The organism is Ruegeria sp. HKCCD7221 (assembly GCF_013031225.1).
In the GTDB taxonomy this organism is placed as follows: domain Bacteria; phylum Pseudomonadota; class Alphaproteobacteria; order Rhodobacterales; family Rhodobacteraceae; genus Ruegeria.
In genome coordinates, this window is the sequence record NZ_WPZE01000004.1 from 104,758 (window position 1) to 129,507 (window position 24,750).

Consider the following 24,750-nt stretch of genomic DNA (forward strand, 5'->3'; position numbering starts at 1 on the left):
GGTCTCGGGGTTTGAGCAGAAATTTTCTTCGCACTTTGTGCAAACTCAGTGCTTGGCTGGTGGGCCGTATGCGATACACAGATGTCAGGCCGCCCGGACCGGCCGGAGAATTGTTTTTGGGGAAAAGGTATAGACAAGAACATGAGCGGCAACCCTGATCTGAACCAGCAGTCGTTTTTTCACATTCGTTCAGATGGGGCATTTGTCGGCAACGAAGCCGCGCGCGGTCCCTGGTCGCCAGATCATTGTCATGCCGGGCCAGTCACGGGTCTTGTTGCGCGGGCCGCTGAAACCGAAGTCGGCCCGGAAAAGATGCTGACCCGCTTGACCATCGACATGCTGCGCCCGATGCCCTTGGCGGGGTTGCGCGTGGCGGCGGAAACCACGCGCCATACCAAGACGATGGCAACGACCCGGGTCACCGTGCATGATTTGGACGATACGCTTTGTGCCACTGCAACGACCATGCATCTGGTTCGTCGAAATCTCGGGCCTGTCCCAAATGTAGCTGTACCTTCGCCCCAATTTGAAGGTGCGGTAATCGGCCCTTTCCCGATAGGCGAGACACGTCACAACCTTGGCGGCTTTGCCAACCACACCGAGATTCTGTATCCCAAGGGCGTCAGTTTTGGACCCGGGCCCAAGGCGATTTGGATGCGCGCGCCGTCCTTGTTGTCTGATGAGGTCCAGTCGCCGATTCAGGCGCTGTGTCCTTTGGCCGATTGCGCCAACGGCTTATCATGGAATGCACCCACGACCGAAATGGGGTTTATGAACACGGACCTGACCGTGCAAATTCACCGCGAACCGGTATCAGATTGGCTGGCGTCCGATTCAATTTGCCACTGGCAGCCGTCTGGAATCGGCCTGTCTCAGGCGGTGCTTTATGACACCGAAGGTCCGATCGGTGCGGCGTTGCAGACGCTGGTTCTGTTCCCGCAGCCCTGATTGATGGCCGAAAACCGCGCTCATGCTACGAAACGTATTGCCGGGCGCAGATGGTCATCCTATCTTTCGCATATGCGTTGGTTTTTGACCCTTTTGGCCTGTTGTGCCCCGATTCCGGCCCTGACTCACCCTCATGTCTTTATCGACACGGGGTTAGAGTTCATCGTGGATGAAACCGGAAACCTGACACATGTCCGCGTCACATGGGCCTATGATGAATTCTATTCGCTTCTGATCCTTGAAGACATGAAGCTGGATCAGGACGCGGACGGCATACTGACCCCAGCAGAAGAAGGTTTTCTTGCAGGGTTTGATGCGCAATGGGTCGAAGGATACAACGGCGATCTTTTGGTTTGGGCGGATGGGAAGCCAGTTGCCCTGTCTGGCCCGGCAGAGGCGTCTGCCAGGACTGAGGATGGTCGCATCGTCACAACTCATCTGAGGGCGGTCGAGGATGCGGCGGCACCGGCGGCGAACCTGACGGCCAAAGCTTTTGATGAAACCTATTACACCGCATACGAAGTAACGCGACCCGTTACCGTTTCCGGGCCGCATTCATGCCAGATTGACCGGATCGAGCCGGATATTGACGGGCAGTTGGCCCAGATGCAGGCGTTCTTGCGCACATTGGACGCCGACTATGACCTTGAGGAAAACGATATCCCGCTTGTCGGCGAAAACTTTGCGACCGAGATCCGTATTTCATGTCCAAATACCTGATTGTACCGGTCGCTCTGGCCATTGGGTTGCTGCTTTGGTTCTGGGGCAGCGGAGGCTTCGATCAGCTTGCGGCTTGGGCGGCTGGCGAACAGCGCGCTTTCCAGAACCAGATCGCTCGCTCTTTAAGGGCCGCCCGAGCCGAGCAGCCCGAGGCGGTTGCGACATTGCTAACCGTTTGTTTCGCCTATGGGTTTTTCCATGCCATTGGTCCGGGGCATGGCAAGGTGTTGATCGGGGGGTACGGCTTGGGGCGCCGCGTTGCGTTCTGGCGCTTGTCGGCAATCAGCGTTTTGTCGAGCTTGGGGCAGGCTGTAACCGCGATCGTGCTTGTCTATGCGGGTGTTCTGGTGTTCCAGATGTCACGGGAAAGCCTTGTGGGGACGACCGAACAGGTCATGGCACCTATAAGCTATGGCGCCATTGCAGCAATCGGGCTGTGGCTGGTTTTCCGAGCCTTGCGGAGCTTTGCAAGGCGGCACAAGTCCCAAACAGCCCATCACGATCACCATCATCACGACCATCATCACCATGAAGGCGAAGTCTGTTCGGATTGTGGCCACCGCCACGGCCCCACCGCCGAGGAGGTTGCCAATGTCGGCAGCCTGCGCGAGGCGTTGATTCTAATCGCGGGTATCGCGGCGCGCCCCTGCACTGGCGCGTTGTTTGTGCTGATCCTGACGTGGCAGATGGGCATCGCGATGGTGGGGGTTGCAGGTGCGTTTGCAATGGCACTGGGAACGGCGATGGTCACAACTCTGGTCGGTTGGACTTCTTTCGGGCTACGCGGTGGTTTGCTGGCCTCGGCCTCGGCAACGCGGTTCGCACAAGTGCTGGCCCCGACCATCGAACTGGTTGCTGGGCTGATGATTGCCGTGATTGCCAGCGGGCTGTTGCTGCGCGCTATCTGACCGTATCAAAAAACTGGCTGGGGATAACCGACCTGCGCCAGATAGAGCCCTTGCGGAGGGCATACCGGGCCACAAGCCGCACGGTCAGCCGCTAGCAGCGCGGCACGCACATCTTCGGGCGTCCAAGCGCCCGCGCCAACACGTTCCAGCGTGCCGACAAAGCTGCGCACCTGATTGTGCAGGAAAGACCGGGCTCGGACGTGAAAGTGGATTTCGGGGCCGGAAAAACCCTGAACCTGTTCAACGCGCAATTCGTCCAGAGTTTTGACCGGGCTGGCAGCCTGACAGATCGAGGATCGAAACGTCGTAAAGTCATGTCGGCCGATCAGCATGTCTGCGCCTGCTTGCATGGCGTCCACATCCAGCATGTGGTTGATCTGCCAGACCTGCCCCGCGTCGTGGGTTGCGGGCGCGCGGCGCATCAGAATGCGGAACAGGTACTGCCGCTCCACCGCGGAAAACCGGGCGTGCCAGTCATCCTCGACATGTGCGGCTTTCACGATCGCTACAGGCTGCGGTTTCAAGTGATAATTCAACGCCTCTGACAGGCGGAACGGATCCCATTCCTTAGCCATGTCGCAATGGGCAACCTGTCCCAGCGCGTGCACCCCGGCATCCGTTCGACCGGCTGCAGCAATCGTATGCGCGCCGGGCTGGATACGCGACAACGCCTGTTCGATCGCCCCCTGAACGGAAGGCAACTCTTTCTGCCGTTGCCACCCGGCGAACGGCTCTCCTTGGTATTCGACTTTCAGTGCGTATCTTGGCATGGGCTGCTGGTAACGTCCTGCAACGCAACGGGCAAGGGTTGGAAAGCGCTGGTATGTCGGGTCCTCGCTGCCTATTTTGAAAGAAACGAAAACAGCGGGGCGACAATTTGGTCATCTCTTCCCTGTCAGACAGTCTGGTGCGCGGGTTTGAAACTGTCGGCGACAGCGTGTCCGAAGCCCTGTTCGAGCCGGTCATCCGTCTGGGCGTTACAGGACTGGCGCGATCTGGAAAAACGGTGTTTATCACCTCGCTTGTCGCCAATTTGCAGGACCGTGGCCGCATGACTGGTCTTGTGGCCCAGCGTGAGGGGCGGATTAACGCCGCCTATCTTCAACCGCAGCCCGACGACACGGTGCCCCGGTTCGACTATGAAAACCATCTGGCGGCCCTGACCGGACCGCGACCTCATTGGCCGGACAGCACCCGCGCCGTGTCGGAACTGCGCTTGTCGTTCAAAGTGCGTCCCGCTGGTTTGCTGTCGGGGTTGCAAGGGCCGCGGACGGTTCATCTGGATATCGTGGATTATCCGGGCGAGTGGCTTTTGGACTTGGCCCTGTTGGACAAGTCTTACGAGGAGTGGTCGACCGAGACATTGAACCGCATAGCAGGGCGCGCCGAGGCTGACGCGTTTCTGACGTTGGCCAAGGCCGCAGAGCCCAGAGCGGATCATGACGAATCCACCGCGCAGTCGTTGGCCAAAGCGTTTTCAGATTACCTGAACGCGGCGCGGGATGCAGGATACTATGACTGCACGCCCGGGCGGTTCCTGTTGCCCGGTGATTTGTCGGGCTCTCCGGTTCTGACCTTTGCGCCCGTGCCGGTCGAGGGAAAACCCCATCGGCGCAGCCTACATCACGAGATGGCGCGCCGGTACGCGGCCTATAAATCTCAGGTCGTGAAGCCGTTCTTTCGCGACCATTTTTCCCGAATTGACCGACAGGTTGTGTTGGTCGACGCGCTGGGCGCTATCCACAAGGGGCCGCAGGCGGTCGAAGACATGCGCCGTGCCATGGCCGATATCCTGTCGGCCTTCCGATCGGGCCGCAATGCGTGGTTGAGCCAACTGCTTTTGGGAAAACGGGTCGAGCGTATCCTTTTTGCGGCGACCAAGGCCGATCACCTGCATCATCTGCAGCACCCCCGCCTGACCAACATCATGGAGGCCTTAACGCGTGACGCCCGCGACCGGGCGAACTTTGCCGGAGCGCAAACGGCGGCCTTGTCACTGGCGGCGCTGCGCGCGACAACCGAAGAAATCCGGTCCCATCAGGGGGCAGACCTTCCTTGCGTGCGCGGTACTCTGCCTGATGGCAAGCACGCGGCTTTCTATCCTGGTGAGTTGCCCGAAGACCCTGCCCGCCTGTTGGGGCCGGCCCGCGACGGGGCAGGCGCATGGCTGGAGGCCGATTATGGTTTCATGGCGTTTGAGCCTGCCCAACTGACATTGCGGCCGGGCGACGGCCCACCCCATATCAGGTTGGACCGGGCGGCGCAGTTTCTGATAGGAGACCGAATATGACCGTGATCCTTCGTCCGGCCCGTAGCACAGACGCCGGGGCGACCGGTGAAATCCTGCACGGTTTCGCACGCGAGCATGACTGGATGCCGGAACTGCACTCGCGCGCCGAGACCATAGCCTTTTGCGGTCGGATGATTGATCAGGACTGGGTGACTGTGGCGGAAACCGATGACAGCGTCGTGGGTTTTCTGGCTTTGAACCAATGCGAAGTTCATTCCCTGTATCTGGCGCCCAAGGCCCGTGGATGCGGCATCGGGCAGCGCCTGCTGGACCATGCCAAGTCCATGCGGTCAGAACTGTCCCTGTTCGCATTTCAGTCAAACCGCCGGGCCTGCCAATTTTATGAACGCAACGGATTTGCCGAAGTCGCCCGAAGCGACGGAGCGGACAACGACGAACACCTGCCGGACATCAAATACGTCTGGAAGCGAAGCGAGGCTGCTGATGGCTAAAGGTCCCGTTGTTTTCGATCTCGATGCCGAAGAGCCCTCGGTTGACGTGTCCGCTGCGCCGCCGGTGCCGGATGTCGCGCCAGTGCAAGGGCAGGCCATGCAAACGGCGGTCAGGTTGGCGGCCAGAAAGCCCTCGGTCTTGTCCCGGTGGTTTTGGGGGCTGGCAACGGCAGCAGTTGGTGCCGTCGTTTCCATAGCCGCGTGGGATTTTGTCACTTCACTGGTGCTACGCGCGCCTGTTCTGGGATGGATCGTAACCGGTCTGTTTGGCGCGCTGGCTCTGGTCGCGCTGCTTATTGCCCTGCGCGAGTTGGCCGCGATTGGGCGGTTGTCTCGTATTGACGGCCTGCGCCGGGCCGCTGACGAGGCGCTGGCCGATGAAGACTTGAAAAAGGCCCGCGACGTTACCCAAAAACTGATCAATTTCTACAAAGGCCGCGACGATACGAAATGGGGGCGTGACCGATTGAACGAACGTATGGCCGAGCAATTCGACGCCTCGGGCTTGTTTGAACTGGCCGAAGATGAATTGCTTGTCCCACTCGATGCGGCCGCCAGCCGCGAGGTCGAAGCCGCAGCGCGTCAGGTCGCAACCGTGACGGCTCTGGTCCCGCTGGCTTTGGCGGACGTTGTGACGGCGCTGGCAGCGTCGCTTAGGATGATCCGGCGCATTGCTGAAATCTATGGCGGACGTTCCGGGTTTCTGGGGGGGTGGCGGCTGACGCGTGCCGTATTCGTGCATTTGGTGGCCACTGGCGCCGTGGCGGTTGGCGACGATCTGCTAGAGCCGGTTTTGGGTGGCTCGGTCCTTAGCAAACTGTCCCGCCGATTTGGCGAAGGGTTGGTGAACGGAGCCCTGAGCGCCCGCGTCGGTGTGGCCGCAATGGATGTCTGTCGTCCTTTGCCGTTCTCGGACCGTCATAAACCGTCGACGCGCACGATGATCAAGCGGGCTTTGACAGGTTTGTTCACCAAGACTTGACCTAACGCAAAGATTTCCTGTCTGCTGGTCCGCATTAAAGCGCCGGAGCCAGCCATGACCGAGCACGGACACAGCCAGCAGGAAATTTCCGAGAGGATCAATGCCCCTCCGGGCCGCGGCGTGCTGCGTGATGTTGTCTATGGCGGTATTGACGGTTCGGTCACGACATTTGCGATCATTGCCGGCGTGGCTGGGGCGGGTTTGTCACCGTTTGTCATTGTTGTTCTGGGATTGGCTAATGTTCTGGCCGACGGTTTTTCAATGGCAGCAGGCAATTATTCGGGTACCAAGGCCGAACTGGACAACATCCGCCGTATTCGGGCCATCGAAGAACGTCATATTGACCTTTATCCCGATGGAGAACGTCGCGAGGTCCGCGAAATTCTTGCCCAGAAAGGCTTGTCCGGGCGCGTGCTGGACGAGGCGACCGATGCGATCACGGACAACCACGAAAACTGGATAAACCTAATGATCGAGGGCGAATATGGCCTCGGAACTGTTGATCCAAACCCGTTCAAGGCTGCGATGGCCACGTTCATGGCCTTTTTGGTTGCAGGGATGATTCCGCTCTTGCCGTTTTTACTGTCGGTCGAGAACGCGTTCACGGTGTCTGTCTGGATGACGATGGGTGTGTTCTTTGCGATAGGCGCGTTGAAAAGCCGATGGTCGCTGGCCCCTTGGTGGCGGTCAGGGATGGAAACGCTGCTGATTGGTGGTGCAGCCGCGTTGATCGCGTATCTGGTGGGGTCGTTGTTCCACCCATAACGGGGGCTTGTGTATCGACGGGCAATGGAACCCGCGCCATTCGCCGCAGGGGGCGGAACCTCTGGACCATCCGAAGCGGGCGTCCTATAAGCGCGGCCATGTATGACCGGATGGCCATCATTATTCGAATTATATCCCCGGCGCTCTGATATCCTGAGACGCCGGGCAAAGGTGTTTGAGACCTCGCACCGACCGCTTCGATCCATACGACGACCAGATGATCCAAAGGACGCCCCCAATGTGCGCCGAAACACCTGATTACAAAGAAACGCTGAACCTGCCCAAAACCGATTTCCCCATGCGCGCGGGCCTACCCAAGCGCGAACCCGCATGGTTGGAGCGTTGGGAAAAGATCGGCGTTTACGACCGCCTGCGTGAAAAACAGGGCCGCACGCCCTTTACCCTGCACGACGGCCCCCCCTATGCGAACGGCCACCTGCATATCGGTCACGCGCTGAACAAGACCATCAAGGACATGATCGTGCGGTCCCATCAGATGATGGGGTTCGACGCGCGTTACGTGCCCGGCTGGGACTGCCACGGCCTGCCCATCGAATGGAAGATCGAGGAACAATACCGCAAGAAGGGCAAGAACAAGGACGAGGTGAACGTCGTCGATTTCCGTCAGGAATGCCGCAAGTTCGCCGAGGGCTGGATCGACATCCAGCGGGACGAGTTCAAGCGTCTTGGCATCACCGGCAACTGGGCCGATCCCTATATCACTATGGACTATCACGCCGAGGCCGTGATCGCCGATGAGTTCATGAAGTTCCTGATGAACGGCACGCTCTATCAGGGGTCCAAGCCCGTGATGTGGTCGCCCATCGAGAAAACTGCCTTGGCCGAGGCCGAGGTCGAGTATCACGACAAGGAAAGCTTCACCATCTGGGTGAAGTTCAAGGTCGTGAATGCGGGCGATCTGGATGATGCGTTTGTCGTGATCTGGACCACGACCCCTTGGACCATGCCGTCGAACAAGGCGGTCGTCTATGGCAAGGACATCTCATACGGCCTCTACGAAGTCACCGGCGCGCCTGAGGAATGCTGGGCCGCTGTGGGCGACAAGTTCCTGCTGGCCGACAACCTGGCCGCCAATGTGCTGGGCCGTGCGCGTCTGAACGACGACCAGTGGACTCGCGTCCGCGATGTGACTACGGATGAGCTGGCAGGCGTGCAACTGACGCACCCGTTGGCCGGGGCGGAGGGCGGCAATGGCGAATGGGACGACATCCGCGATTTCCGCGCGGCTGAGTTCGTGACCGATACCGAAGGGACCGGTTTCGTCCACTGTGCGCCGTCGCATGGGATGGAGGAGTTCGAGCTTTATCGCGATCTGGGCATGCTTGAGCAGGTCATCACTTATAACGTTATGGACGACGGCTCTTTCCGTGCTGACCTGCCGTTCTTTGGTGGCAAATACATCCTGTCTCGCAAGGGCGGTGAGGGTGACGCGAACAAAGCGGTCATCGACAAGCTGGTCGAGGTCGGAGGGCTGCTGGCGCGGGGCAAGATCAAGCACAGCTATCCGCATTCGTGGCGCTCGAAAGCTCCGATCATCTATCGAAACACGCCGCAGTGGTTTGCATCCGTCGACCGCAAACTGGACGACGGCATGGGCGAGATGGGGGATACCATCCGTGAACGCGCCCTGCGCTCCATCGACGAACTGGTGAAGTGGACGCCGCAGACTGGTCGCAACCGTCTGTATTCGATGATCGAGGCGCGCCCGGATTGGGTTCTGTCCCGCCAGCGCGCCTGGGGTGTGCCGCTGACGTGTTTCACAAAGAAGGGCGCTCTGCCCACCGACGCGGATTACCTGCTGCGCAATGCTGATCTGAACGCGCGCATCAAAGCGGCGTTCGAGGAAAATGGCGCGGATATTTGGTATACCGACGGGTTCAAGGAACAGATGCTGGACGGCATCGCCAACCCCGACGACTATGATCAGGTGTTTGACGTGCTGGACGTGTGGTTCGATAGTGGCTCGACCCACGCTTTCGTTCTGCGCGATCGTGAGGACGGGACCGGGGACGGCATTGCTGACGTTTATATGGAAGGCACCGACCAACACCGCGGGTGGTTCCATTCGTCCATGCTGCAGGCTTGCGGCACCAAGGGCCGCGCGCCCTACCGGAACGTGGTGACCCATGGCTTTACGCTGGATGCCAAAGGCAACAAGATGTCCAAATCACTGGGCAATACCATCGTGCCGGAGGAGGTCATCAAGCAATACGGTGCCGATATCCTGCGTCTGTGGGTGGCCCAGACTGACTATACCGCCGACCAGCGGATCGGGCCGGAGATCCTGAAAGGCACCGCCGACAGCTATCGCCGTCTGCGCAACACGATGCGCTTTATGCTGGGATCGCTGGTGGATTTCACCGAAGCCGACCGGGTCGCGCCCGAGGATATGCCGCGTCTGGAGCGTTGGGTGCTGAGCCGTCTGGCCGATCTGGATGAACAGGTGCGCAAAGGCTATGCCGCGTTCGATTTCCAGGGTGTGTTTAGCGCCGTGTTCACCTTTGCCACGGTTGATCTGTCCTCGTTCTATTTCGACGTGCGCAAGGATGCGCTCTATTGCGACGGCGACAACCTGCGCCGCCGTGCTGCGCGGACTGTTCTGGACATCCTATTCCACCGTCTGACCACATGGTTGGCCCCGGTGCTGGTCTTTACTATGGAAGAGGTCTGGCTGGAGCGGTTCCCGGGCGATGACAGCTCGGTTCATCTGGTGGACTTCCCTGACACGCCAGCCGACTGGCGCGATGCTGATCTTGAATCCAGCATGGCCAAAATCCGCCGTGTCCGCCGCGCCGTGACTGCCGCGCTGGAGGTTCAGCGCCAAGAGAAAGTCATCGGTTCCAGCCTTGAGGCCGCGCCGATTGTGTATGTTGAAGACACTGAGGTTCGTGACCTGCTGGCGACTTTCGACGTGGATGATCTGTGCATCACCTCGGGCCTGACAGTCACCGGTGATCCGGCCCCGGCCGAGGCGTTCCGTGTGCCCGAGATCGAAGGGGTCGCGGTGGTGTTTGAAAAAGCCGAGGGTGAAAAGTGCCAACGCTGCTGGAAAATCCTGCCGGATGTGGGGCGCCATGCGCATGACGGCGTGTGCGGACGCTGTAACGAGGCATTGGGATAAGTTTCGGGATTTTGCGAGGCTCTGCCTCGCGCTCCGAAGTATTTTTGAACAGAAGAAGCAAGGGGCGCGACCTGATTGGGGTTGCGCCCTTTGTCAAAACGCTGTCAGCATTTCGCTATGCCGATGATTGCTGTTGAAACTCAATTTGGATGCCTCGGGGTCGAGGAGGCGGACGGGGCGATTACGCGTCTGGTTTGGAATGGGCGAAGCGCGGGCGAGGCGACGCCAGTGCTGAAGGAGGCAGCGGCGCAACTGAAGGCTTATGATCAAGGGCGAATGGAGCGGTTTGATCTGCCCTATCGTATTGCGGGATCCGAGTTCCAGCGGCAGGTCTGTGATCTGATGTTTGCGATACCCTTGGGTGAGACCAGAACTTATGGCGAGATCGCGAAAGAGTTGGGGCAACCACCTCAACCGGTTGGGCAAGCCTGCGGTGCGAATCCGATTCCGGTGATCATCCCCTGTCATCGTGTGCTGGCGGCAAACGGGCTTGGCGGGTTCTCAGGTGAAGGTGGAGTTGAGACCAAGGTCGCTTTGCTGCGCCATGAACGGGCCGCCGGTTTGCTGATCTAAGGGACGGATTTCTGTTGCAATCCCGGTGCTTGAGGCCCAACTTGTATCAGATAGAGATTCAAAGGACCGAATGGTATGACTGCTCAATCAGACTCGGCTGCCCGCAAGAAGGCAATTATCGACCGCCTGATGTCGCTGGAAGCGCAGGAGCTTGCGACTGCGCAGGCGCATTATGACGCGTTTCTGAAAGATTCGCAGTTGGACGACCGCGAAGGGCACGACAAGGATGATATTGCGGCATCGCGAGAGAATGCGGATTTGGCCGCGGCTTTTGACGCGCCGGTGCATGCCCATCATGCCAAGATTGATGTGATCGAAAATACCGATTTCAGCGTGACGGATACGGTGCAACCCGGCGCTGTTGTCAAATTCAACAACCGTCGTTTCGTGGTGTGTGTCTCAACCACTCGTTTTGATGTCGATGGCAAGACTTATATGGGGATTTCGACCCAAAGCCCGATTTATTTGGCAATGACCGGGCTTCAGCAGGGCGATGTGTTCACCCATAACGGGACTGAATTCGAGGTTCAGGAAGTCTTGTAGTCTCGACTTCTGCGCGGCGGGACCACCTGCTGCGCAATGCCTGCTGAGACCAGATATAAACTTGTTACGACCAGCCCCCAGTGCGCCCAGCTTTCGGGGTGGAAGTCTACCCATGCGGCCCAGCCGGCAAAAAACGTCCACGCAAAGGCCATTGGCAGGGTCACGCCGCGCCAGCGCTCGGTCCTGACGGGGTGTACGAATTTGAGCGGCAGGAACATGGCCAGTGACAGCAGCGAAACCATGAGAAGGATGACCCAGAAATTGGGTTCGAGCGCGAAGATCACGATGACGAACATGTTCCAGCAGCCGGGGAAGCCGGAGAACGAATTGTCCTTGGTCTTCATCCGCGTATCTGCAAAATACATGGCGCTGGCAAAGGTTATGACAATGATCGCGAACCAGCCGGTCCAGCCGTCCATCAGACCGGATTTGAACAGGGCAAAGGCCGGGATGAATACGTAAGTCAGGTAGTCGATGATCAAATCCAGCAGCACGCCGTCAAACTCGGGGGCGTTTTTCTTGACGTGGTAGTGACGTGCCAGTGGGCCGTCGATGCCATCGACGATGAAGGACACCACAAGCCACAGATACATCAGGCTCCATTTTTCTTCGACGGCGGCCAACATGGCCAACATTGCGAAAACGGCACCGGTCGCAGTGAACAGATGGACGGAGAGAGCTTTGAATCTGAGTGTCATGCGCGTGTCATGTACGATGCGTGGAGAAGATGCAAAGCAAAACGCCCCATTTGTTGAAATTGCATTTGTGTCAGGCTTTGGGATGCGTGCGGTCGTAGACTTCCATCAACCGGGCGGTGTCAACTGCCGTATAGGTCTGTGTGGTCGATAACGAGGCGTGCCCCAGCAATTCCTGTATTGCCCGCAGATCGCCGCCCGCTGACAGCAGGTGGGTTGCGAAGCTGTGGCGCAACGCATGAGGGGTTGCGGTCGCGGGCAGGCCCAGTTGTTGGCGGGCCTTGGCCATGACCGCCTGAATGGCGCGCGGGTTCAGTGCCCCGCCACGCACGCCACGAAACAGCGGCTTGTCTTTGGCGCGCGGATGGGGGCAGAGCGTCAGGTAACGATCAACGGCGGCGCGGGCGGCGGGCAGGACTGGGACGATGCGTTCCTTATTGCCTTTGCCGACGATCCGCAGGGATTGCGGCAAGGGCGCATCTGCGCCGGTTAGTGAAAGCGCCTCGGATATCCGCAGCCCGCAGCCATAAAGCAATGTCACCACGGCGACGTCGCGGGCCGAAACCCAATCATTGGTCGATTGCAGGTCAACCGTTTCTATCAGGGCGCGCGCAGCGTCTTCGGCGACTGGGCGCGGGAGTTTCTTGGTGAATTTGGGCGCGCGGGTGGACAGGACTGCGGTCGGTTCGAAGCCTTCCCGCTCGGCCAGCCAACGGTAGAAGCTTTTAACCGCCGACAATTTTCGTGCCAGAGATCGCGCGCCGACACCAGAACCGCGTTGATCCGCCATCCAGGCCCGCATGTCCGACACACTGATACGTGCCAGTGCCGTCAGCCCCTGAGGCTGATTATGGTGCAGGGTCATGAAGGACAGGAATTCGGTCACGTCGCTGCGATAGGCGGCCTGAGTGTTTTCTGAACGCCCTGAGAGCGCCACGAGACCCTCCAGCCAGTGCTGCAACGCGTCGCGGCAGGCCGGAGAGATCAGGCTCATGACAGCCAGTTGCGCATGGACCGTTCAAAAACACCGGCGAAGAAGGTCAGCAGATCGGTGCCCAGTTGTGGCGAGAAATGGTTTGGGTCCTTGGCGCTCATGATGATCATGCCGGGTAGTCGGCCTTCGCCCAAATCCAGCCTTAGACATGCCTCGGATCGCAGGTGGTCGGCTTGTTCGCCAAAAATGCGGTGCGTGGGATGAATGATCTCACGCAGGACCACTTCGCGGGCAGGGCCGCTGCGATCGAAGGTTAGGTAATTGTCGACAAAGCCGGGTTCAACGACAGTGAGAACGCCCCCCAGCTTTTCGATTGCCGGGTCTTGCTGGACCACGGTGGTTTCCAAAATCAAGGTGATGCGATCAACGCGCAATATCTCGGCGACTTCGGTGCCAAGCGCCTTGAGAAAATCCTCGAAATCCACTGGCTCCAGAAGGCGCAGGATGGCGCGGTGAACCTGATTGGTGCCTGCCAGATTTTCATAGGCTGCGGCGATAACAGACCTGTGCGTGTCCTCAAGCCTGTCCAGTCGCGCCTCGAGCCTTTGCATGGCAATGCCGCGCAGGTCGATGATGTTGTCTCCGCGCGCTTCCTCGTTGGCGGCGACGAGGGCCTGCATCAGGTCCTTGTCATCCAGCACGGCGTAAGGCTCGGCCAGAATCGCCTCGCGGAGAGTGTCCTTGAGTTTGGTGTTACTGCTCATGTCCTGTCCGGTCGTTTTTTATGTTTTGCCGCGTTATAACACGGCTTGGCGAATTTGCCTTGGGAAAAATGCCAACGTGACCGGATTTCGTGTGTTTGGGGAGAGAGCTCCCGCCTGCCGGGTCCTGATCAAAGATCAGGTCCAAGGCAGTTGGGCCGGGCGCGGCGCCTGTCGGCACCGCGCGGTCGCGCAAAGGATCAGAGGATTTTCTGACCGGTTTTAGCCCAGTCAGCAAGGAATGTTTCAAGGCCCTTGTCGGTCAGCGGGTGATCCGCCAATTTCTTGATCACGCCCGGAGGCGCGGTAATCACGTCGGCACCGATGCGGGCGCTGTCGGTCACGTGGTTCACCGTGCGGATCGAGGCAGCAAGGATTTCGGTCTCAAACCCGTAATTGTCATAGATCTGGCGGATATCCGCGATCAGGTCCATGCCATCAAGGTTGATATCGTCCAGACGTCCAATGAAGGGCGAGATGAAGGTTGCGCCCGCTTTGGCGGCCAGCAGCGCCTGATTGGCCGAGAAGCAGAGGGTCACGTTGACCATCTGGCCTTCGTCGCTGAGGGTTTTGCAGGTTTTCAGGCCGGCCCAGGTCAAGGGAACCTTGACGGCGATGTTGGGGGCAATCTTGGCCAGCTTGCGGCCTTCGGCGATCATGTCGTCGGCCTCGGTGGCGACAACTTCGGCGGATACCGGGCCGTCGACCAGATCACAGATCTCTTTGGTGACTTCCAGAATATCGCGGCCCGATTTCAGGATCAGCGAGGGGTTGGTGGTCACACCGTCCACCATGCCCAGATCGTTCAGTTCGGCGATGGCGTCGATCTCGGCTGTGTCTACGAAGAATTTCATGAGGGCAGTCCTTTGATGGGTTGGCCTTGGTCGCGGATGCCTTTACCCCAATAACACCGATGCTGAAACCCCCGACCCGAGGAGATGCGGTGAGCGCGCAGGAGTATTTCGACCACGGTGAGCTGGTGGCGGTTCTGACCACGCAGCCCTTGGACCGGACGCTGGATTACAAAGCGCCCGAGGGCGGGTGTTTTCTGGGTGCGTTTGTCGAAGTGCCTTTAGGCCCGCGCAAGGTTCTGGGTGTGATCTGGGGACCGGGGCAGGGCGGATTTGATCTGGCCAAGGCGCGATCGGTGATCCGGGTGCTTGAGGTTGCGCCGATGCGCGAAGAGATGCGGCTGTTTCTGGGCAAGGTGGCCGATTATACGCTGACGCCGATGCCCGCGATGTTGCGGCTGGCAACCCGCGCGCCGGGGCTGGGCGATCCGCCGTCGATGCGCAAGGTGTATCGGTTGGGCAGTGCAGAGCCCGACCGCATGACCGATGCGCGGTCCCGTGTGTTGGAGGTGCTGCGGGAATACGGTGGCTTGGCTTTTACCCTGAAGGAACTGGCCGAGCAGGCGGGGGTCACGTCCTCGGTCGTCAAAGGGCTGGTCAAGCAAGGCGCTGTGCGCGAGGAGGACAGCCCGCGCGATCTGCCCTATCCGCGTTTGGACCCTGACCTGCCGGGCAAGCAACTGACCGGGGATCAGGCGGCGGCGGTGGCGCGGTTGCAGACCGGGCAGCGGACTGGGGATTATGGGACAACGTTGTTGAAGGGTGTGACCGGTTCGGGCAAGACCGAGGTCTTTCTGGAGGCCGTCGCCGAAGCATTGCGCATGGGGCGGCAGGCGCTGGTCTTGTTGCCCGAGATCGCTCTGACAGCCGAATTCCTGACGCGGGTCGAGGCGCGTTTTGGCGCGCGCCCGGCGGAATGGCATTCGGGCGCGACAATGACCGAGCGTCGCCGTGTTTGGCGGATGGTTGGGCAGGGGGAGGCGCAATTGGTCGTTGGCGCACGCTCGGCTTTGTTCCTGCCATTCCGCGATCTGGGGCTGGTGGTGGTCGATGAGGAACACGATACGTCCTACAAACAAGAAGATGGCGTGCATTACAGCGCGCGGGATATGGCAGTGCTTCGCGCGTCGATCTGTGGCGCACAGGTGATTCTGGCCAGCGCGACGCCCTCATTGGAAAGCTGGGCCAATGCCGAGGCCGGGAAGTATGAGCGGGTGGACCTGACCGCGCGCTTTGGATCAGCGGTGCTGCCCGAGATGAAGCCCATCGACATGCGGGCCGAGCAGATGCAGCCGGGGACATGGATTTCGCCGTCGCTGCGGCAGGCGGTGCGACAGCGGATCGAACGCGGGGAACAGTCGCTGTTGTTCATCAACCGCCGTGGCTATGCCCCGGTGACGCTGTGCCGTGCGTGTGGCGAGCAGATTGCCTGTGACCATTGCGATGCGCGGATGGTCGAACACCGGTTTCTCAAGCGCCTGATGTGCCATCAATGTGGCGAGACGAAGCCGATGCCCGATACCTGCCCGTCCTGCGGGGTCGAAGGCAAGCTGGCTCCGGTCGGCCCCGGGATCGAACGTCTGGCGGAAGAGGCCGAGGCGACCTTTCCTGAGGCCAAGATCGCCATGCTCAGTTCCGACCTGTTCGGCTCGGCCCGCGCGCTGAAGGCCAAGATCGAAGAGATTGCGGAAGGCGATGCCGATATCGTCATCGGCACGCAACTGGTGGCCAAGGGGCACAATTTCCCCAAGCTGACGCTGGTGGGGGTGATTGATGCGGACCTCTCATTACATGGGGCCGACCTGCGGGCAGCGGAGCGCACATTCCAGCTTATGCGGCAGGTTGCAGGCCGGGCGGGACGGGCGGACAAGCCGGGGCAGGCGCTGCTGCAGACGTTTCAGCCCGAACACCCGGTGATCCGCGCCATTCTGTCGGGCGATGAGGAAGGGTTCTGGAAGGCCGAGGCCGCTGGGCGTCAGGCCGCAGGTGTCCCGCCCTATGGGCGCATGGCCGGCATTGTGCTGTCAGGCCCCGAGGTTGGGCCGGTCTTTGACATCGGAAACGCGATGGCGCGCAACGATGCGCCTTTGCGCGCAATAGGCGCGCAGGTCTTTGGCCCTGCACCAGCCCCCATTGCGCGCATCAGGGGGCGGCATCGCATTCGCCTGCTGGTCAAGGCGCCCAAGGGCGCGCCGATTCAGGATGCTATCGCCCGGTGGATCGCGCCGTTGCGTCTAAAGGGGGATATCCGCCTGACTGTCGACATCGACCCCCAGAGTTTTTACTGACTTCTGCATTCGTGCAGGTCGGTTGTGCATCTGCCCCCTCGCCAAACGCTCAAAATGGGCGTAGAGCGATCCTATGCTGAAACCCATGCCGCTATCTGAGGCGCAGAAACTTCCGTTCTGGCGCCGCCCGATAACCCTGTTGTTCATGATGGCACTGACCATGCCCATCGCGTTCAACGGGTGGAGCGCGCTGCTCAACAACTTCGTCATCGAAGTGGCCGATTTCGACGGCGCGGATATCGGACTGCTGCACACAGTCCGTGAAATCCCCGGCTTCCTGGCCGTGGGGGTGATTGCGGTGATCATTTTCGTCCGCGAGCAGGTTCTGGCAATGATCTCATTGATCATGTTGGGTGTTGCGACCGCGGTGACAGCGTGGTTCCCTAGCCTTGGCGGGTTGCTGTTCGTGACGCTGTTCAGCTCAATCGGGTTTCATTATTACGAAACGGTCAACCAGTCGCTGCAACTGCAATGGCTGCCAAAGGACCGCGCTCCGCAAATCCTGGGCTGGCTTGTGGCAATGGGGTCGGCGGCGACAGCCGTTGTTTATGGGCTGATCGTTCTGACGTGGGATCGGCTCGGGCTGTCCTACAACATGGTTTTCATGGCGACTGGGGGGGTAACCGCATTGTTGGCGGCGTTCTGTCTGTTCGCTTACCCGCAGTTCGATGCACCCACTCCGCAAACCAAGAAGTTGATCCTGCGCCGTCGTTATTGGCTGTATTATGCCCTGCAATTCATGGCGGGCGCCCGCCGTCAGATATTTGTTGTCTTTGCAGGCTTCATGATGGTTGAGAAGTTCGGGTTTGAAGTTCACGAACTCACCGGGCTTTATCTGATTAACCTGATGATCAACATGGCCGCCGCGCCGATGCTGGGCAAAGCGGTGTCGGTTTTCGGCGAACGCCGCACGCTTATTTTTGAGTATGCGGGCCTCGCCATCGTTTTTGCGGCATATGGCGGTATCTACTGGTTTGGGTGGGGCGTGGTGCTGGCCGCGATCCTCTATGTGATCGACCATGTTCTGTTCGCTCTGGCGCTTGCGTTGAAGACCTATTTCCAAAAAATCGCAGACCCGGCAGACATAGCGCCCACTGCTGCGGTGGCCTTTACGATCAATCATATCGCGGCGGTGTTTCTGCCCGCGCTTCTGGGACTGCTGTGGGTTGTCTCGCCCGGTGCCGTGTTCGGTCTGGCGGCTGCGATGGCCATGATCTCGCTTGCGTTGTCATTGTTGATCCCACGCCACCCGGAACCCGGAAACGAAACGATCCTGTCGAAATACGCTCCGGCCCCGGCGGAATAAGCCGGCGCTTGACCTTGGCGGCCTGTCGCCCTAGGCGCTGTGGCAACTGACACAGGAGGCCAAGATGCCCACATTCACCGCGCTGACCACTCTGACGGGAAAGAAAGCTGCCGAAGGTTTGGGCGAAGCCATGGAACGTCTGGTGCCAGAACCCACCGGCGTCGGCGTGTTTGAGGTCGAAGACGGTTCGGGCCTGTGGGAAGTCGGCGGTTACTTCACCGAAACCCCGGATGAAACCGCACTGGCCGTGCTCGCCGCCGCGTTCGAAGCCAAGCCGTTCGTGGTGTCAGAATTGCCGGAAACCGATTGGGTTGCCCACGTGCGTCGCGAATTGGCCCCCGTCGAGGCCGGACGTTTCTTTGTCTATGGAAGCCACGACGCAGACAAACTGCCCGAAGGCCGCATCCCGCTGTTGATCGAGGCGGCAATGGCGTTCGGCACCGGTCATCACGGAACCACTCTGGGCTGTCTCAAGGCTTTGGACTACCTGCTGGACGATGGTTTTTCGGCAGACAAAGTGGCGGATATCGGTTGTGGCACGGCAGTGTTGGCCATGGCTGCCGCACGGGTCTGGGATGGGCAAATCATCGCAAGCGATATTGATCAGGTCGCCGTAGACGTCGCCGAGGCCAACCTGAAGGCAAATGGCATGGCCGGACAGGTTCAATGTGTCGAAGCGGCTGGTTTCGACCATCCCGATCTGAATTCCCTTGCGCCGTACGATTTGATTTTTGCGAATATTCTAAAAGGACCGTTGGTCGCCCTGTCGCCGGAAATCGCCGCGAATCTGCGCGTCGGCGGCTATGCAATCCTTTCGGGAATCCTCAACGAACAGGCGGATGACGTTGTTACTGTTTATCTCCAAAACGGATTTAATCTGGCCAATCGTTCGGAATTTGGTGAGTGGACGACGCTAATCTTAAGCAAACAGGGCTAAAATCGGGCCATTTACAGGAGTTTTCTAGATTTTCGCCACTTTTTTGGCGCAATCTCTTTCTACCTTGAAAAGATGCAACCTGGGGGCGGTTTTTGGAGGCTGCCATGACTGGAAAACAACTGGAATTTGATCAGCGCATTCATCGCCTGAGCAAAAAACATGCCAAGCTTAGCCGCGGCTATCGCGCGACCATGCGTAAAGATGGTCTTGTCGTGATGCGGCCTCAGCGCGTCCAGTCGGCCGTGCCTGCAAAGGTTCTGCTGCTTTGTCTCGTGGGCTTGTTTGCCTTCAAGACGTTCCTGCTGACCAGCTTGGGCGCGTCTGCTTATCAATATCGGGTCGATAGCTTGGCTGAAGGCACAGCGGTTGAAAAAGCCGGTGCCTGGGTGATGCAAATCGATCCCATCTCGGAACGTCTCTCTGCCCAGTTGGGTAAGTACCTGCACTGAGCATTTGTCCGCTTTGACTAAAAAAACGCCGCGCATTGAAAGATGCGCGGCGTTTTTCTTTGCCCCCGAGGGAGGAGGAAGGGGCGAGTGAGTGGCAGGGTTGTGCTAATCCCTACCGGCGACCCTCCGCGACGACGTCAATGTCGCCCCGGCAAAGACCAATGTCTTCGAGTTCGCGGTTCGTCAGACGATTCAGCACGTTACGAGTAACGCGGGCATCGTTCCATTCGACAACGGCGGTCACTGCCGATGCAAAAAATGCGCCGATACGGCCAGCAAGGCCGAACGAGCCAGTGGTGGCGCGGGTGGTATCCAGTGCAGCCATATCCTGTTTCCTTCTGGTTAAATTTCATGTCTCGATCATTCGATTTGATCGGCATTTAGTTAGGGTGATCGGGTTCCGCAAGCGCAGAAATTGCATGTGTCCTATGCGTTTTTTGCAAGGCTTTCCAATTATGAAAAATCCTTAATTTTAAGGCCATTAACCGGTAATCTCCGTGTCGAAAACAGACGCTTTGGCGTCGCAAACTGGCAGGTTTGTCGGCCCCGGAACACAAGTGCCGTTTTTAGACTTTCGGTCAATTCGCTTGGAAAATGTTCACGCTTCGTGCTAATCGAAGGGAAAGAGCATAAAAACCCGAGCAGGCCGAGGCAAAAAGATGCGGATATTGGGCATTGATCCGGGGCTCAGGACCCTGGGATGGGGCGTCATCGAATCGCGTGGCAGCCGCCTGAGCCACGTCGCCAATGGTTTGTGCAAGTCAGATGGCGATGATCTGGGCGAACGGCTGCTGTCTTTGCACAATCAGATTGTCGAGGTCATCGCGGAATACCGGCCCGAACAGGCGGCAATCGAACAGACTTTTGTGAACAAGGACGGTGCGGGCACGCTTAAGCTGGGTCAGGCGCGCGGGGTGGCTTTGCTGACCCTTGCGCAGGCTGGGCTTGCAGTGGGTGAATATGCGCCCAACAGGGTGAAGAAAACGGTGGTGGGCGTTGGCCACGCCGAGAAAGAGCAAGTTCTGCATATGGTCAAACTTCAACTGCCGGGGTGCGAACCCAAAGGCGCGGATGCGGCGGATGCACTGGCTATTGCGATCTGTCACTCATATTACGGCGCAGCGCCACAGGCGCGGATGAAAGAGGTTCGGGCATGATCGGCAAACTGACAGGGCGCTTGGACTACCGCGCGGCGGATCATGTTCTGATCGACGTGCGCGGGGTGGGGTATATCGTCTATTGCTCGGATCGAACAATGGCGGCGCTGCCCGGTGTGGGCGAGGCGGTGTCGATCTACACTGACATGGTCGTGCGCGAGGACCTGATGCAGCTTTACGGGTTTCTGTCGCTGGTCGAGAAGGAATGGCATCGCCTGCTGTGCTCGGTTCAGGGGGTTGGGGCCAAGGTGTCGTTGGCTATCCTGTCGGCGCTGGGGCCTGATGGCGTCAGCCGGGCCATTGCGCTGGGTGATTGGGGCGCAGTCAAATCCGCCAAAGGTGTCGGCCCGAAGACGGCGCAGCGCGTCGTTCTGGACCTCAAGGACAAAGCGCCCGGTGTGATGGCGATGGGCGGTACGGTGACGGAGGCGATGGACGGCCCTGATCTTGAGATTGTTGAGGCGGTCAAACCTGCGCCCAAACGGGTTGTTAAACCTGCATCGGGTAACGCCGCGGCCTCTGCCGGTGCGTTGTCGGCTTTGTCAAACTTAGGGTACGGCCCGTCCGAAGCTGCGTCCGCTGTGGCCGAAGCTGCAGCCAGTCAGCCCGAAGCTGGCGAGGCGGAACTGATCCGTGCAGCGCTGAAACTGCTGGCCCCGAAAGGCTGAGTGAATGGTAGACGCCGATCCCACCCTGCGCCCTGATCCTCTGCCCGAGGATAACGACCGCGCCCTGCGTCCTCAAGGGTTGGATGAATTCATCGGTCAGGCCGAGGCACGCGCGAACCTGCGCGTGTTCATTCAGTCGGCCCGGCAGCGGGGCGAGGCGATGGACCACACGCTGTTCCATGGCCCTCCGGGGTTGGGGAAGACGACGCTTGCGCAGATCATGGCCCGCGAGTTGGGGGTGAATTTCCGCATGACCTCTGGCCCCGTGCTGGCCAAGGCTGGTGATTTGGCGGCCATCCTGACCAATCTGGAATCGCGCGATGTGCTGTTCATTGACGAGATTCACCGCCTGAACCCGGCAGTCGAAGAGGTTCTGTACCCCGCGATGGAGGATTTCGAACTGGATCTGGTAATCGGCGAAGGCCCAGCGGCGCGCACGGTTCGGATCGAGCTTCAACCCTTTACCCTGGTCGGTGCGACAACACGGATGGGTCTGCTGACCACACCGCTGCGTGACAGGTTTGGTATTCCGACGCGGTTGCAGTTCTACACAGTGGATGAATTGCACGAGATCGTCACACGAAATGCTCGCAAACTGGGCGCCCCTGCTGATGACGACGGCGCGCGGGAAATCGCGCGAAGGTCACGAGGAACACCGCGTATTGCAGGTCGGTTGCTGCGGCGCGTTGTGGACTTTGCCATTGTCGAAGGTGACGGTCACATTACGCGCGACCTGGCGGACGGTGCCTTGACCCGGCTGGGGGTCGATAATCTTGGATTGGATGGTGCGGACCGGCGATACCTGACGCTGATTGCCGAGAATTACGCAGGTGGACCCGTTGGCATCGAAACCCTGTCCGCGGCGCTGTCGGAAAGCCGCGACTCGCTTGAGGAAGTCATCGAACCCTATCTGCTGCAACAGGGTTTGATCCAACGCACACCTCGTGGTCGAATGCTGGCGCAGAAGGCGTGGACTCATCTTGGGATGGCGGCGCCCAAGGGGCAAAGCGATCTGTTTGGTTGAAGCTGGGCGTCATAGCTTTTAAGGGTTCGAACGACCCTTTTGTGACCACCGAGGATTGCGCGTGACACCCGAAGATATCCAAGCGTTGTTCACCCGCGAAAGCGGCGAGTTCCTGTTTGCACGCTGGGGTCGGCCCATCGTGCCCATTGTTTTCGGCGTGGAAAACGAAACGCTGGCGACCGTCAAAGGTGCGTTTGAAGCGGTCGTCACGCTTGCCGGTCACAACATGGCCGAAACCGACCCGGAGTTGGGTGCAAACTGCATGGTCTTCTTCTTCCGTGATTGGAAGGAATTGCTCGAGGTTCCGGATCTGGACCGTTTGGTGCCCGATCTGGCCCCGTTGGTCGAGCGGCTGGTTGCGGCAGATGCCAATCAGTACCGTATCTTCAGGTTTGAAGAGGACGGGTCGATCAGGGCGGCGTTTGTGTTTCTCCGGATGGACAAGGAACTGTCCAAGGTTCCGGCAGAAACTTTGGCGCTAAGTCAGGTGGTGCAGACGATCTTGCTGTGGTCTGACGCCGCTTTTCGCAGTGCGTCGCCGCTGGCGATTGCGGGTGGCGCGACGATCCTGCGGCCGGATATTGCCGGGCTGATCCGTGCGGCCTACGATCCGGTCCTGCCGGGCGTCGCACAGGATCGATCTCACGCTCTGCGATTGTTTGCGAGGATGGAGCAGCCGCAATGAAACACGTGTATCCTGTTCAGGTTTTCTACGAAGACACCGATATGGGCGGTGTCGTTTATCACGCAAACTACCTGAAGTTCATCGAGCGTGCGCGATCCGATTATGTGCGTAAACTCGGCAACGACCAGAACGCCATGCGCGATGCTGGTATTGTCTGGGTCGTCCGCAGGATCGAGGCGGACTATCTGGCGCCAGCCAAGTTTGAAGACGACCTGATCGTCGAAACCACGGTAGCTTCTGTGTCGGGCGTGCGCCTGACCATGGATCAGATCGTAAAACGGGATGAGACCGAGGTTTTTCGCGCCACGGTGACCGCCGTTTGCATGAATGCGCAGGGCAAGCCGGTGCGGCTTCCGGCAGAGATTCGCGCATTGTTGTAACAATTTGCGGGGTAGGGGTGGTTCTGTTGGCTTTTCATAACCAACTGCGTTAGCGTTTGGCAAAACAAGGCCAAAAGAACGGCCGTCAGGCAAAAACAAAGAGCAGGTTCATGGAAGCTGAAACGCTGGCGCTGGCGCAGGAGATCGACTTCTCCATGTGGGGGCTGTATGCCCGCGCGACCTTTGTCGTAAAACTGGTGATGCTGATGTTGATCGGGGCATCTATCTGGTCATGGGGCATCATTATCCAGAAAATCATCAACTATCGGGCGGCTCGGCGCGAGGCGCAGGTTTTTGATGAATCCTTCTGGTCAGGCAATCCGCTGGATGAGCTGTTCGAACAGATTGGCACGCAGCCGGACGGAAGCTCGGAAAAGATTTTCGCGGCTGGCATGATCGAATGGCGCAGGTCCCATCGCACCGATGGAGGGCTGATTGCCGGGGCAACTGCGCGTATCGACCGGTCGATGGATGTGGCGATCGCGAAAGAAGCTGAAACGCTGCAAAAGGGGCTGCCGATCCTTGCGACGGTTGGCTCGACCGCGCCGTTTATCGGTTTGTTCGGCACCGTCTGGGGCATCATGAACGCCTTTATCGAGATTGCCGAGCAGCAGAACACCAACCTTGCCGTTGTTGCCCCTGGTATTGCCGAGGCGTTGCTGGCCACGGGTCTGGGTCTGTTGGCCGCGATCCCGGCGGTTATTTTCTATAACAAACTCAGCGCCGATAGTGACCGGATCGTCGGCGGGTACGAGGCGTTCGCTGACGAATTCGCGACCATCCTGTCGCGCCAGTTGGATAGCTGACATGGGGGCTGCGGTTCAGCAATCCTCGGGGGGGAACGGGCGTCGGCGCGGGCGGCGTCGGGGCCGCGCCCAGCCGATGGCCGAGATCAACGTGACGCCCTTTGTCGACGTCATGCTGGTATTGCTGATCATCTTCATGGTGGCTGCCCCTTTGTTGACTGTTGGCGTTCCGGTTGATCTGCCCAAAACTGCGGCCAGCGCTTTGCCCGGTGACAACGAAGAACCGCTAACAGTGACGCTGACGGCTGACGGGCGGGTACAAATCCAGACCACGGATGTCTTGCGCGAAGAGTTGATTGGTAAACTGCGCGCGATCGCGGCAGAACGGAGCAGTGACCGCGTGTTCTTGCGCGCAGATGGCGCAATCCCTTACGCGCAAGTGATGCAGGTCATGGGCGCGCTGAATGCGGGCGGTTTTTCCAATGTCGGGCTGGTGACGGATACCGGCGGCCCGACACTGGACGAAGGTGGAGAGTGAGGCCGCGC

At 59.4% G+C, this 24,750-nt stretch carries 27 protein-coding genes; 21 read left to right on the top strand and 6 right to left on the bottom strand.

The features are described from left to right. Positions 1–141: 141 nt before the first annotated feature. The 3 genes from GOX73_RS11605 to GOX73_RS11615 are packed head-to-tail and all read left to right on the top strand — an operon-like array spanning position 142 to position 2,576. Entirely contained in the window at positions 142–948 is an 807-nt protein-coding gene (locus tag GOX73_RS11605) for a thioesterase family protein (protein ID WP_171125745.1), read from the top strand. 3 nt (positions 949–951) lie between these two features. Further along, positions 952–1,668 carry a DUF1007 family protein gene (locus tag GOX73_RS11610; protein WP_371808257.1) on the top strand — a complete coding sequence of 239 codons (717 nt, stop codon included), beginning with the start codon at positions 952–954 and terminating at the stop codon, positions 1,666–1,668. Next, positions 1,653–2,576 carry a nickel/cobalt transporter gene (locus GOX73_RS11615; RefSeq protein WP_171125743.1) on the top strand — a complete coding sequence of 308 codons (924 nt, stop codon included), beginning with the start codon at positions 1,653–1,655 and terminating at the stop codon, positions 2,574–2,576. Before GOX73_RS11610 ends, GOX73_RS11615 begins: the two co-directional genes overlap by 16 nt. A gap of 5 nt (positions 2,577–2,581) precedes the next feature. Here GOX73_RS11615 and truA read toward each other — a convergent pair whose 3' ends face one another. Then, positions 2,582–3,346, bottom strand: coding sequence for a tRNA pseudouridine(38-40) synthase TruA (gene truA / locus GOX73_RS11620; RefSeq protein WP_171125741.1), 765 nt, complete (start codon positions 3,344–3,346; stop codon positions 2,582–2,584). Between the two features lie 107 nt (positions 3,347–3,453). Here truA and GOX73_RS11625 point away from each other — a divergent pair, with 107 nt between their 5' ends. The 7 genes from GOX73_RS11625 (at position 3,454) to GOX73_RS11655 (ending at position 11,323) form a co-directional block, all read left to right on the top strand. Further along, entirely contained in the window at positions 3,454–4,866 is a 1,413-nt protein-coding gene (locus GOX73_RS11625; RefSeq protein ID WP_171125739.1) for a YcjX family protein, read from the top strand. Beyond that, positions 4,863–5,318 carry a GNAT family N-acetyltransferase gene (locus GOX73_RS11630; protein WP_171125737.1) on the top strand — a complete coding sequence of 152 codons (456 nt, stop codon included), beginning with the start codon at positions 4,863–4,865 and terminating at the stop codon, positions 5,316–5,318. The genes GOX73_RS11625 and GOX73_RS11630 overlap by 4 nt, the downstream gene beginning before the upstream one ends. Beyond that, entirely contained in the window at positions 5,311–6,300 is a 990-nt protein-coding gene (locus tag GOX73_RS11635) for a YcjF family protein (protein WP_171125735.1), read from the top strand. Before GOX73_RS11630 ends, GOX73_RS11635 begins: the two co-directional genes overlap by 8 nt. A 54-nt stretch (positions 6,301–6,354) precedes the next feature. Beyond that, complete coding sequence (locus tag GOX73_RS11640; RefSeq protein WP_171125733.1) at positions 6,355–7,065, top strand: VIT1/CCC1 transporter family protein; 711 nt, start codon at positions 6,355–6,357, stop codon at positions 7,063–7,065. Positions 7,066–7,303: 238 nt separating this feature from the next. Next, positions 7,304–10,207, top strand: a complete 2,904-nt coding sequence (ileS, locus tag GOX73_RS11645) for an isoleucine--tRNA ligase (RefSeq protein WP_171125730.1) — start codon at positions 7,304–7,306, stop codon at positions 10,205–10,207. A gap of 117 nt (positions 10,208–10,324) precedes the next feature. Further along, positions 10,325–10,780, top strand: a complete 456-nt coding sequence (locus GOX73_RS11650; protein WP_171125729.1) for a methylated-DNA--[protein]-cysteine S-methyltransferase — start codon at positions 10,325–10,327, stop codon at positions 10,778–10,780. Positions 10,781–10,855: 75 nt separating this feature from the next. Next, positions 10,856–11,323: a hypothetical protein gene (locus GOX73_RS11655; protein ID WP_170386204.1), complete on the top strand. Its 468-nt coding sequence runs from the start codon at positions 10,856–10,858 to the stop codon at positions 11,321–11,323. Here the strand turns inward: GOX73_RS11655 and GOX73_RS11660 are convergent. The 4 genes from GOX73_RS11660 to fsa form a co-directional block, all read right to left on the bottom strand. After that, positions 11,308–12,021, bottom strand: a complete 714-nt coding sequence (locus GOX73_RS11660) for a phosphatidylcholine/phosphatidylserine synthase (RefSeq protein WP_171121821.1) — start codon at positions 12,019–12,021, stop codon at positions 11,308–11,310. The genes GOX73_RS11655 and GOX73_RS11660 overlap by 16 nt on opposite strands. 70 nt (positions 12,022–12,091) lie before the next feature. Further along, positions 12,092–13,012, bottom strand: coding sequence for a tyrosine recombinase XerC (locus tag GOX73_RS11665; protein WP_171125727.1), 921 nt, complete (start codon positions 13,010–13,012; stop codon positions 12,092–12,094). Further along, entirely contained in the window at positions 13,009–13,716 is a 708-nt protein-coding gene (locus GOX73_RS11670; RefSeq protein ID WP_171121823.1) for a DUF484 family protein, read from the bottom strand. The genes GOX73_RS11665 and GOX73_RS11670 overlap by 4 nt, the downstream gene beginning before the upstream one ends. A 197-nt stretch (positions 13,717–13,913) precedes the next feature. Further along, complete coding sequence (gene fsa / locus GOX73_RS11675) at positions 13,914–14,567, bottom strand: fructose-6-phosphate aldolase (RefSeq protein WP_170332816.1); 654 nt, start codon at positions 14,565–14,567, stop codon at positions 13,914–13,916. Positions 14,568–14,626: 59 nt separating this feature from the next. Between fsa and GOX73_RS11680 the strand changes: the two genes are divergently transcribed. The 4 genes from GOX73_RS11680 to GOX73_RS11695 all read left to right on the top strand — a co-directional run bounded on the left by GOX73_RS11680 (position 14,627) and on the right by GOX73_RS11695 (position 19,544). Next, entirely contained in the window at positions 14,627–16,852 is a 2,226-nt protein-coding gene (locus tag GOX73_RS11680) for a primosomal protein N' (RefSeq protein WP_171125917.1), read from the top strand. Positions 16,853–16,925: 73 nt separating this feature from the next. Next, the gene (locus GOX73_RS11685) at positions 16,926–18,158 is read left to right on the top strand and encodes an MFS transporter (protein ID WP_171121824.1); all 1,233 of its coding nucleotides are present in this window, start codon (positions 16,926–16,928) and stop codon (positions 18,156–18,158) included. Between the two features lie 64 nt (positions 18,159–18,222). Beyond that, the gene (locus GOX73_RS11690) at positions 18,223–19,095 is read left to right on the top strand and encodes a 50S ribosomal protein L11 methyltransferase (RefSeq protein WP_171125725.1); all 873 of its coding nucleotides are present in this window, start codon (positions 18,223–18,225) and stop codon (positions 19,093–19,095) included. 104 nt (positions 19,096–19,199) lie between these two features. Then, positions 19,200–19,544, top strand: a complete 345-nt coding sequence (locus GOX73_RS11695) for a hypothetical protein (RefSeq protein ID WP_171121826.1) — start codon at positions 19,200–19,202, stop codon at positions 19,542–19,544. Between the two features lie 112 nt (positions 19,545–19,656). Here the strand turns inward: GOX73_RS11695 and GOX73_RS11700 are convergent, their stop codons facing one another. Then, entirely contained in the window at positions 19,657–19,869 is a 213-nt protein-coding gene (locus tag GOX73_RS11700; RefSeq protein WP_171121827.1) for a DUF1127 domain-containing protein, read from the bottom strand. Between the two features lie 334 nt (positions 19,870–20,203). Here GOX73_RS11700 and ruvC point away from each other — a divergent pair, with 334 nt between their 5' ends. The 7 genes from ruvC to tolR all read left to right on the top strand — a co-directional run bounded on the left by ruvC (position 20,204) and on the right by tolR (position 24,742). Beyond that, a complete protein-coding gene (gene ruvC / locus GOX73_RS11705; RefSeq protein WP_171121828.1) occupies positions 20,204–20,701 on the top strand; it encodes a crossover junction endodeoxyribonuclease RuvC in 498 nt (165 codons plus the stop codon). Further along, positions 20,698–21,369, top strand: a complete 672-nt coding sequence (ruvA, locus tag GOX73_RS11710; RefSeq protein WP_171125723.1) for a Holliday junction branch migration protein RuvA — start codon at positions 20,698–20,700, stop codon at positions 21,367–21,369. Before ruvC ends, ruvA begins: the two co-directional genes overlap by 4 nt. A gap of 4 nt (positions 21,370–21,373) precedes the next feature. Next, the gene (gene ruvB, locus GOX73_RS11715) at positions 21,374–22,393 is read left to right on the top strand and encodes a Holliday junction branch migration DNA helicase RuvB (protein WP_170386244.1); all 1,020 of its coding nucleotides are present in this window, start codon (positions 21,374–21,376) and stop codon (positions 22,391–22,393) included. Between the two features lie 61 nt (positions 22,394–22,454). Beyond that, positions 22,455–23,078: a hypothetical protein gene (locus GOX73_RS11720; RefSeq protein WP_171125721.1), complete on the top strand. Its 624-nt coding sequence runs from the start codon at positions 22,455–22,457 to the stop codon at positions 23,076–23,078. After that, complete coding sequence (gene ybgC, locus GOX73_RS11725) at positions 23,075–23,458, top strand: tol-pal system-associated acyl-CoA thioesterase (RefSeq protein WP_171121832.1); 384 nt, start codon at positions 23,075–23,077, stop codon at positions 23,456–23,458. The genes GOX73_RS11720 and ybgC overlap by 4 nt, the downstream gene beginning before the upstream one ends. 110 nt (positions 23,459–23,568) lie before the next feature. Beyond that, the gene (gene tolQ / locus GOX73_RS11730; protein ID WP_171121833.1) at positions 23,569–24,264 is read left to right on the top strand and encodes a protein TolQ; all 696 of its coding nucleotides are present in this window, start codon (positions 23,569–23,571) and stop codon (positions 24,262–24,264) included. A 1-nt stretch (position 24,265) separates the two neighbouring features. Beyond that, positions 24,266–24,742, top strand: coding sequence for a protein TolR (gene tolR / locus GOX73_RS11735; RefSeq protein WP_152457226.1), 477 nt, complete (start codon positions 24,266–24,268; stop codon positions 24,740–24,742). Positions 24,743–24,750 lie beyond the last annotated feature (8 nt).